Genomic DNA, 2,708 nt, shown 5'->3' on the forward strand with positions numbered 1-2,708 from the left:
CGGCGGCGTGCCGCCCGGTGGGGGAGCGCTGCGTTCGGTGGGGCACTGCGCACGGTGGGGCGCGGGAGGTGTGCCGGGGGCGTGCGCGAGGAGGCCTGACTCCGCTGTCCGGGGAGGCGCGCGCCGGCGCGGCGGGGGTCGTACGGGAATCACCGCAGGCCCTCTGAACAGGGCACATGCCCCTGTCAAACGGAACGGGGAACCACCATGAGCGGGGCGGACGTGGAGGTATGGGGACCGGCGCGGCGGGGGTACCACCTCGGGTGGCGCCGGCACGACTGACGGGGGCGCCGCCCGGTGCGAACGGCGCCGGGGGAGGTCGAGAACATGGGGGCGTGAGTGATCGTCTGGATCAACGGCACATTCGGGGCGGGCAAGACGGCCGCCTGCCGCGAACTGGTGGAACTGCTGCCCGGCAGCGTTCTGTTCGATCCCGAGCTGGTCGGCTTCGGGCTGCGCGCGATGCTTCCCGCCGACCGGATGGCGGCGGTGTCGGACTTCCAGGACCTGCCCGCCTGGCGCCGACTCGTCCCGGAGACGGCGGCGGCGCTGCTCGGGGAGGTACCGGGGCCGCTGGTGGTCCCGATGACGCTGCTGCGGGAGGACTACCGGGACGAGATCTTCGGGTCGCTGGCGTCCCACGGCATCGCCGTGCACCACCTCGTCCTGGACCCTGAAGAAACGATCCTGCGCGAGCGCATCGCCCAGCGCGAGGAGATCCCGGACGACCCCGAGCGCAGCGAGCGGATCCGCCAGTGGTGCCTGGAACACCTGCCGCGCTACCGGACCGCCCGCCGCTGGCTGCGCCGCGACGCCCGGCTCGTCGACACCTCCGGCCTCACCCCGCGCGAAACCGCCGCCCGGCTCGCCCAGCTGGTGGGCGAGGGCTCGGCCCGCTGCCCGATCGCGCAGACCCCCGACCCGACCGGGGACACCGTGGCCGCCGCCGTCCTGCTCTTCGACGAGCAGGACCGGGTGCTCCTCGTCGACCCGGTCTACAAGCCGGACTGGGAGTTCCCCGGCGGCGTCGTCGAGCGCGGCGAGGCACCTACCGACGCCGCCCTCCGGGAGACCGCCGAGGAACTCGGCCTGCGCCTCGACCCCGCCGCGCTGCGCCTGCTCGCCGTCGACTGGGAGCCGCGCACCGGCCCGCGCCGGGGCGGGCTGCGCCTGGTCTTCGACGGCGGACTGCTGGACGCCACCGCGCGACAGGGGCTGCTGCTCCAGCAGGAGGAACTGCGCGGCTGGCGTTTCGTCAGCCTGGAGGAGGCCGCCGGGTTGCTGCCCCCGGCCCGCCACCGACGCCTGGCGGCGGCGCTGGACGCCCGCCGCTGCGGCGAGCTGCGCTACCTGGAGGCCGGACGACGGGCCGGCGTGGGACTGGCCAGGACCGCCGACGCGGCGTGAGGTCCGCGCGGCACGAGCGGTCGATGGGCGGGCCGGCCGCGGGGCCGGCCGGGGGCACCGACGCGGCTCGGCCTGCGCGGGCGCGCGCCCTGCGGCTGCGTGCAGGCCGGCGCGATAGGGCCGCAGGGGTGGTCATGGGCCGGCCGGGGCCGCTGATGCGGCGTGAGTTCGCCCGGCGCGATCGGCGGTCGCGCCGAGCGGCCGTAGGCGGGTGGGGCCGCTGATGTGCTGTGAGTGTGCCCGGTGCGGCTCTGGGCCGGCTGCACCGGGCGCGCTTGGCGGGTGCGGTGAGGTGGTGGGCTGGTCGGCGCGCCCGTGCAGGTGCGGTCGGCCGCTGGGCACCGGGACCGCCGATGTGGTGTGAGCCCGCGCGGAGTGCCCCGGCTCGGGATCCTACGTGGTCGGGGGAGGGTTGGCCGTGGGGCCGGCCGGGGCTGCCGACGCGGCTGGCTGCCGGGACCGTCGATGCGGGTGTGAGCCTGCGTGGCGCCCCGGCTCGGGATCGGGTGTGGTCGGGGGCCGTGGGACTGGCCTGAGCCGCTGATGTGCTGTGAGCGTGCCCGGTGTGGTTCTGGGCTGTACCGGGCGTGCGCGGTTGGTTGCCGGGCGCTGGGGGTGTGAGCCCGCGCGGAGAGCTGGGGGGGGAGGGCCGGCCGGGGCTGCGGACGTGGCGCGAGCCCTCAGGGCGCGTGTCCCGTGGCTGCCCGGGATCGGGGTCGGGTGTGGGTGGGTGTTCGGGTGGGGCAGACGGGGGTGGGCCGGTGGGGCAGGATGAGGGCATGCCGTTCACCTTGAGCCATCCGGCCGCCGTGTTGCCGTTGTTGCGTGCGGCGGGGGAGCGTGGGCCGTTGGTCGCGTCGGCGCTGGTCGCCGGGTCGTTGGCGCCCGACGTGCCGTTCTTCGCCGAGTCGCTGCTGCCCGGGGTGTACCGCCACGGCGGGGTGACGCACCGCTGGTGGGCGGTGCCGACGGTGGACGTGGCGATCGCGGCCGCTCTGGTGGCCGGGTGGCACGGGTTGGTGCGCGGACCGCTGGTCGCGCTGCTGCCCGGCCGGTGGGCGGGCGCCGCCGAGGCGCTGACGGCCCGCCGGGCCGGGCGGGGGCTGCCGTCGGGCGCGGACCTCGGATGGTTCGCGTTCTCGGCGGCGGTCGGGGCGGCGAGCCACGTCGGCTGGGACGGTTTCACCCACGCGGGGCGGTTCGGGTCCCGGCTGGTGCCGGCGCTGGAGCGGCCGGTGGCGGGCGGCCCGCCGTTGTACGAGGTGCTGCAGTACGGGACCTCGGCGCCCGCGCTGGCCGCC

General features: G+C 76.8%; 2 protein-coding genes. Both read left to right on the plus strand.

Annotated features, from left to right (window positions below):
• Nucleotides 1-339: 339 nt before the first annotated feature.
• Entirely contained in the window at nucleotides 340-1,407 is a 1,068-nt protein-coding gene (locus tag ABD308_RS04840) for an NUDIX domain-containing protein (protein ID WP_344326150.1), read from the plus strand.
• Between the two features lie 779 nt (nucleotides 1,408-2,186).
• The coding region (locus tag ABD308_RS04845) for a DUF4184 family protein (protein ID WP_344326155.1) at nucleotides 2,187-2,708 on the plus strand (522 nt) is incomplete at its 3' end.

This window comes from Kitasatospora putterlickiae, from assembly GCF_039527695.1.
GTDB classification, from domain to species: Bacteria; Actinomycetota; Actinomycetes; order Streptomycetales; family Streptomycetaceae; genus Kitasatospora; species Kitasatospora putterlickiae.